Origin of the sequence: Escherichia sp. Lx600-2 (genome assembly GCF_036662595.1) — a bacterium.
Classification (GTDB): domain Bacteria; phylum Pseudomonadota; class Gammaproteobacteria; order Enterobacterales; family Enterobacteriaceae; genus Escherichia; species Escherichia coli.
Genome location: NZ_JAYQWM010000145.1, coordinates 1 through 6,032, shown reverse-complemented (window position 1 = coordinate 6,032; position 6,032 = coordinate 1). Strand labels below are relative to the sequence as shown.

General features: G+C 43.7%; 8 protein-coding genes. All 8 read left to right on the top strand.

What is annotated here, in order from left to right:
• Window positions 1–38: 38 nt before the first annotated feature.
• Window positions 39–443 (top strand): sulfurtransferase complex subunit TusD, encoded by a 405-nt coding sequence (gene tusD / locus OQV04_RS23240; RefSeq protein WP_042847585.1) that lies wholly within the window; start codon window positions 39–41, stop codon window positions 441–443.
• 55 nt (window positions 444–498) lie between these two features.
• Window positions 499–828, top strand: coding sequence for a sulfurtransferase complex subunit TusC (gene tusC / locus OQV04_RS23235; protein ID WP_208292484.1), 330 nt, complete (start codon window positions 499–501; stop codon window positions 826–828).
• 39 nt (window positions 829–867) lie between these two features.
• A complete protein-coding gene (gene tusB / locus OQV04_RS23230) occupies window positions 868–1,155 on the top strand; it encodes a sulfurtransferase complex subunit TusB (protein WP_042847582.1) in 288 nt (95 codons plus the stop codon).
• Window positions 1,156–1,291: 136 nt separating this feature from the next.
• Complete coding sequence (gene rpsL, locus OQV04_RS23225; protein WP_004923923.1) at window positions 1,292–1,666, top strand: 30S ribosomal protein S12; 375 nt, start codon at window positions 1,292–1,294, stop codon at window positions 1,664–1,666.
• 98 nt (window positions 1,667–1,764) lie between these two features.
• Window positions 1,765–2,235: a 30S ribosomal protein S7 gene (rpsG, locus tag OQV04_RS23220; protein ID WP_004262486.1), complete on the top strand. Its 471-nt coding sequence runs from the start codon at window positions 1,765–1,767 to the stop codon at window positions 2,233–2,235.
• An 85-nt stretch (window positions 2,236–2,320) separates the two neighbouring features.
• Window positions 2,321–4,447 (top strand): elongation factor G, encoded by a 2,127-nt coding sequence (gene fusA, locus OQV04_RS23215; protein WP_129466963.1) that lies wholly within the window; start codon window positions 2,321–2,323, stop codon window positions 4,445–4,447.
• Window positions 4,448–4,525: 78 nt separating this feature from the next.
• Entirely contained in the window at window positions 4,526–5,710 is a 1,185-nt protein-coding gene (tuf, locus tag OQV04_RS23210) for an elongation factor Tu (protein WP_042847578.1), read from the top strand.
• Between the two features lie 212 nt (window positions 5,711–5,922).
• The coding region (locus OQV04_RS23205) for a (2Fe-2S)-binding protein (protein ID WP_332643042.1) at window positions 5,923–6,032 on the top strand (110 nt) is incomplete at its 3' end.

The following is a 6,032-nucleotide window of genomic DNA, read 5'->3' as shown; positions in this document are numbered from 1 at the left end:
ACAGTTTATTTATATATTCGTCAATTCAAGAGTGGTGAATGAGTCACGTAAATTCATTAAGTTACTGTTTATTAGTTACTGGTCCGGCTTATGGAACGCAACAAGCCACAAGTGCGTTCCAATTTGCGAAAGCCCTTCTTGCAGAAGGGCACCAATTGAAAACCCTATTTTTTTATCGGGAAGGGGTGACCAATGCTAATTTGTTGACCTCGCCTGCAACGGATGAATTTAATTTAGTTGCAGCATGGCAGGAACTGGCAGAGCAATCAGGGTGTGAAATGCACATTTGTGTTTCTGCCGCATTACGACGGGGTATCGTTGACCAAGAACAAGCGCAAAATTTAACGCTGCCCGTCGCTAATCTTGCAAATGGCTTCATCATGAGCGGCTTAGGGAGCTTAGCTGAGGCTATGATGACCACAGACAGAACAGTCCAATTCTAAGAACAGCCCAACACTAAGGTATTGTGTGAAAAAAATTGCCTTTGTCTTTACAACTATGCCTCATGGAAATGCAAGTGGCCGAGAAGGGTTAGATGCCTTATTGGCGACTTCAGCGCTGACAGAAGACATTAATGTATTTTTTATTTCTGATGGTATTTTTCAGCTTCTTGCAAAACAACAACCTAGCAAAGTTCTGGCCCGAGATTACATCGCTACGTTTAAAATTTTACCGCTGTATGATATTGAAAATATTTATCTTTGCCGCGCTTCTATGCAAGAAAGAGGGTTGGATGAACATCATGAATGGGTAGTCCCGCCTAAGATCCTTGGCGTTGAAGAGATTCGCAAGAAAATTGCGGAATGCGATGTGGTGCTTAGATTTTAATCTTTTGTGTGGTTTTTGATCTATGATAGGATCTTTTCTATGCTGTATACATTAGCAACATCTCCGTTTAGTTGTGATTTTTCGGCAGTGTTACGTTTAATTACTGATAAAGACGTAGTTTTACTGATGCAAGATGGCGTGGTTGTCGCGGTACAGCAGTCGCCTTACCTTGATGCATTGCAAAAAACAGGGGCTCAGTTGTATGCATTAGATGTAGACATCAACGCGCGGGGGTTACAAAATTCCCTCTCAAACGCAGTTTCTGTAATCACTTATCAAGGTTTTGTGAAGCTAACAGAAGTCCAAAAACAACATTTTGCTATATAAAGGCACTAAAAGTTGTATATTTCTTGACACCTGAGCCAGTCAGCAATAAAATTTCGCGTCCTCGTGTATCGTCATGTTGGCGAACGAGGTCGAAATCCGTGTTTACGAAGCAAAAAAACCAGGAGCTTTTTTAATAATGGCAACTATTAATCAGCTGGTACGCAAATCCCGTAGCTCGAAAGTTGTGAAAAGCAACGTTCCAGCACTGGAAGCTTGCCCGCAAAAACGTGGTGTATGTACACGTGTATATACTACTACTCCTAAAAAACCAAACTCAGCATTACGTAAAGTATGCCGTGTTCGTTTAACTAATGGTTATGAAGTTTCTTCCTACATTGGTGGTGAAGGCCACAACTTGCAGGAACACTCCGTAATTCTTATCCGTGGTGGTCGTGTTAAAGACTTGCCAGGTGTGCGTTATCACACCGTTCGCGGAGCACTGGACTGTTCTGGTGTTAAAGACCGCAAACAAGCACGTTCTAAGTACGGCGCTAAAAAGCCTAAGGCTTAATGGATATCCGTTAAGTAAGGCCAAACATTTTTAATCTTAATGTCAAAATAAACTCGTAGAGTTTTGGACAAACCTGAATTAACAACGGAGTCATATCCATGCCACGTCGTCGCGTAATAGGTCAACGTAAAATTCTTCCAGATCCTAAGTTCGGATCAGAATTACTGGCCAAATTTGTAAATATCCTGATGGTAGACGGGAAAAAATCTACTGCTGAAGCAATCGTATATAACGCACTTGAGACCCTTGCTCAGCGTTCTGGTAAAACTGAACTTGATGCATTCGAATTAGCACTGGATAACGTGCGTCCGACTGTGGAAGTTAAATCCCGCCGTGTTGGTGGTTCAACTTACCAAGTTCCAGTTGAAGTTCGCCCGGTTCGTCGTAATGCCCTGGCAATGCGTTGGATCGTTGATGCTGCTCGTAAACGCGGTGATAAATCTATGGCTCTGCGCCTGGCAAACGAATTATCAGATGCTGCTGAGAACAAAGGTTCCGCTGTTAAGAAACGTGAAGACGTTCACCGTATGGCAGAAGCTAACAAGGCGTTCGCACACTACCGTTGGTAATTTTTTATCGACCTTAGTGCTGTATCTCAGGGTAGCCTTTGCTACCCTTTATATGAAGAAATGAACGCCCACGAGAGAGGAAAAAATGGCCCGTCAAACGCCCATAGCACGTTATCGTAATATCGGTATCAGTGCACACATCGACGCCGGTAAAACCACAACTTCTGAACGTATTCTGTTCTATACTGGTGTAAACCATAAAATTGGTGAGACTCACGAAGGTTCTGCAACAATGGACTGGATGGAGCAGGAGCAAGAGCGTGGTATTACTATCACATCTGCTGCGACTACTGCATTCTGGTCTGGTATGGCAAAACAGTATGAGCCACACCGTGTTAACATCATCGACACCCCAGGACACGTTGACTTCACCATCGAAGTAGAACGTTCTATGCGTGTTCTTGATGGCGCAGTAATGGTTTACTGTGCGGTTGGTGGTGTTCAGCCACAGTCTGAAACTGTATGGCGTCAGGCTAACAAATATAAAGTTCCACGTATTGCGTTCGTTAACAAAATGGACCGTATGGGTGCGAACTTCTTACGTGTTGTTGAGCAATTAAAAACACGTTTAGCAGCTAACGCAGTTCCACTGCAATTACCAGTAGGCGCAGAAGAATCGTTCACTGGTGTTGTTGACTTGCTGAAAATGAAAGCAATCAAGTGGAGCGATGAAGACCAAGGCGTTACCTTCGAATACGAAGATATCCCTGCGAACATGCAAGAAGCAGCTGAAGAGTGGCACAACAACCTAATCGAAACCGCAGCAGAAGCATCAGAAGAACTGATGGAAAAATATCTGGGCGGTGAAGAACTGACTGAAGCAGAAATTAAAGCTGCATTACGTCAACGTGTTCTTGCAAGTGAAATTATCCTGGTTACCTGTGGTTCTGCATTTAAGAACAAAGGTGTTCAGGCGATGCTGGATGCAGTTATCGATTACTTACCTGCGCCAACAGATGTACCTGCGATCAATGGTATTCTGGACGACGGTAAAGACACTCCAGCTGAGCGTCACGCAAGTGATGATGAGCCATTCTCATCATTAGCATTTAAAATTGCAACTGACCCATTCGTGGGTAACTTAACGTTCTTCCGTGTTTACTCTGGTGTTGTTAACTCAGGTGACACAGTACTGAACGCAGTTAAAGCGAAAAAAGAGCGTTTTGGCCGTATCGTACAGATGCACGCTAATAAACGTGAAGAGATTAAAGAAGTTCGCGCTGGTGACATCGCGGCAGCTATCGGTCTGAAAGACGTTACTACAGGTGATACTTTATGTGCGATTGATGCACCAATCATCCTAGAGCGTATGGAATTCCCAGAGCCAGTAATCTCTGTTGCAATCGAACCAAAAACTAAAGCTGACCAAGAAAAAATGGGTATCGCATTGGGCCGTTTGGCGCAAGAAGATCCATCTTTCCGCGTATCAAGTGATGAAGAGACGAATCAGACTATCATCGCTGGTATGGGTGAATTGCACTTGGACGTTCTGGTTGACCGTATGCGTCGCGAATTTAAAGTTGAAGCGAACGTTGGTAAACCTCAAGTAGCTTACCGCGAAGCAATCACTGCTAAAGTGACTGATATCGAAGGTAAACACGCTAAACAGTCTGGTGGTCGTGGTCAGTATGGTCATGTCGTTATCGATATGTTCCCACTGGACAAAAACGATAAAGACGGTGCTCCAATGGACTACGAATTTGTCAACGAAATCAAAGGTGGTGTAATTCCTACTGAATACATCCCTGCGGTTGACAAAGGTATCCAAGAGCAGCTGAAATCTGGCCCATTAGCGGGTTATCCTGTGGTTAACATGGGTGTTCGTCTACATTTCGGTTCTTACCATGATGTTGACTCCTCTGAATTGGCGTTTAAACTTGCGGCATCAATCGCGTTTAAAGATGGCTTCAAAAAAGCTAAACCAGTTCTGCTTGAGCCAATCATGAAAGTCGAAGTGGAAACACCAGAAGACTACATGGGTGATGTTATTGGTGACCTGAACCGTCGTCGTGGTATGATTGAAGGTATGGATGACCTACCTACTGGTAAAGTCGTTCGTGCACAAGTACCATTGTCGGAAATGTTCGGTTATGCTACTGACCTGCGTTCTCAGACACAAGGTCGTGCTTCATACTCTATGGAGTTCCTGAAGTACAATGAAGCACCAAACAACGTTGCACAAGCTGTTATCGAAGCTCGTAACGCTAAATAATCGGTTTTTTATCGATTAACTACTTTAATTTAAGTTCCTTCTTTATAGTGAAGAGGGAACTCCATAAGGAATAGAGTCGTGTCTAAAGAAAAATTTGAACGTTCAAAACCGCACGTTAACGTTGGTACTATCGGCCACGTTGACCATGGTAAAACTACTCTGACAGCAGCTATCACTACTGTTCTGGCTAAAACTTACGGCGGCGCAGCGCGTGCATTCGATCAAATCGATAACGCACCAGAAGAAAAAGCGCGTGGTATCACCATCTCTACTTCTCACGTAGAGTACGATACTCCAACTCGCCACTACGCACACGTAGACTGCCCAGGACACGCCGACTATGTTAAAAACATGATCACTGGTGCTGCTCAGATGGACGGTGCAATCCTGGTTGTTGCTGCGACAGATGGCCCAATGCCACAAACTCGTGAGCACATCCTGTTAGGTCGTCAGGTTGGTGTTCCATACATCATCGTTTTCCTGAACAAATGTGACATGGTAGACGACGAAGAGCTGTTAGAATTAGTTGAAATGGAAGTTCGTGAACTTCTGTCTCAATACGATTTCCCAGGCGACGACACTCCAGTTGTTCGTGGTTCAGCTCTGAAAGCGCTGGAAGGCAACCCAGAGTGGGAAGCGAAAATTGTTGAATTAGCAGAGCACTTGGATTCTTACATTCCAGAGCCAGAGCGTGCAATTGACAAGCCATTCCTGCTGCCAATCGAAGACGTATTCTCAATCTCAGGTCGTGGTACAGTAGTAACAGGCCGTGTTGAGCGTGGTATCATCAAAGTTGGTGAAGAAGTTGAAATCGTTGGTATCCAAGACACTGTAAAAACTACCTGTACTGGTGTTGAAATGTTCCGTAAACTGCTTGACGAAGGTCGTGCAGGTGAGAACGTTGGTGTTCTGTTACGTGGTACAAAACGTGAAGAAATTCAACGTGGTCAAGTATTGGCTAAACCAGGTTCAATCAAGCCACATACTCAGTTCGAATCAGAAGTTTATATTCTGAGCAAAGATGAAGGTGGTCGTCATACTCCATTCTTCAAAGGTTACCGTCCACAGTTCTACTTCCGTACAACTGACGTAACAGGTACTATCGAACTGCCAGAAGGCGTAGAAATGGTAATGCCAGGTGATAACATCAACATGATCGTTACCCTGATCCACCCAATCGCGATGGACGACGGTTTACGTTTCGCAATCCGTGAAGGTGGCCGTACTGTAGGTGCGGGTGTTGTTGCAAAAATTATTGCATAATACCTAACCACTAAAGGTTTTAATGAAAAGGCACCGTTCAGGTGCCTTTTTAGTTTTAGCACTCGTTAGGCTGAAAGAAATGCCTAGTGACCCCACAAGTCAATTCTAAATACGGCACTAAAGTATATTGTGTAAATAATCAGCAATGATAATTGAAATACAAATCATTTTCATTTAAAATATTCGTATGTGATTTATACAGGTTAAGCATCATGTACGTATGCCTCTGTGAAGCAATTACTGATAAACAGATCAGAAATGTAGTAAGAAAATATCAGGTCACCTCCCTTAAAGGGTTACGCCAAATTTTACCTGTAGGCCT

Excerpts from the sequence above, each read along its gene's own strand:
- tusD (WP_042847585.1), top strand. The coding sequence starts at position 39 with ATGAGTCACGTAAATTCATTAAGTTACTGTTTATTAGTTACTGGTCCG.
- rpsG (WP_004262486.1), top strand. The coding sequence starts at position 1,765 with ATGCCACGTCGTCGCGTAATAGGTCAACGTAAAATTCTTCCAGATCCT.
- rpsL (WP_004923923.1), top strand. The coding sequence starts at position 1,292 with ATGGCAACTATTAATCAGCTGGTACGCAAATCCCGTAGCTCGAAAGTT.
- fusA (WP_129466963.1), top strand. The coding sequence starts at position 2,321 with ATGGCCCGTCAAACGCCCATAGCACGTTATCGTAATATCGGTATCAGT.
- tusC (WP_208292484.1), top strand. The coding sequence starts at position 499 with ATGCCTCATGGAAATGCAAGTGGCCGAGAAGGGTTAGATGCCTTATTG.
- tusB (WP_042847582.1), top strand. The coding sequence starts at position 868 with ATGCTGTATACATTAGCAACATCTCCGTTTAGTTGTGATTTTTCGGCA.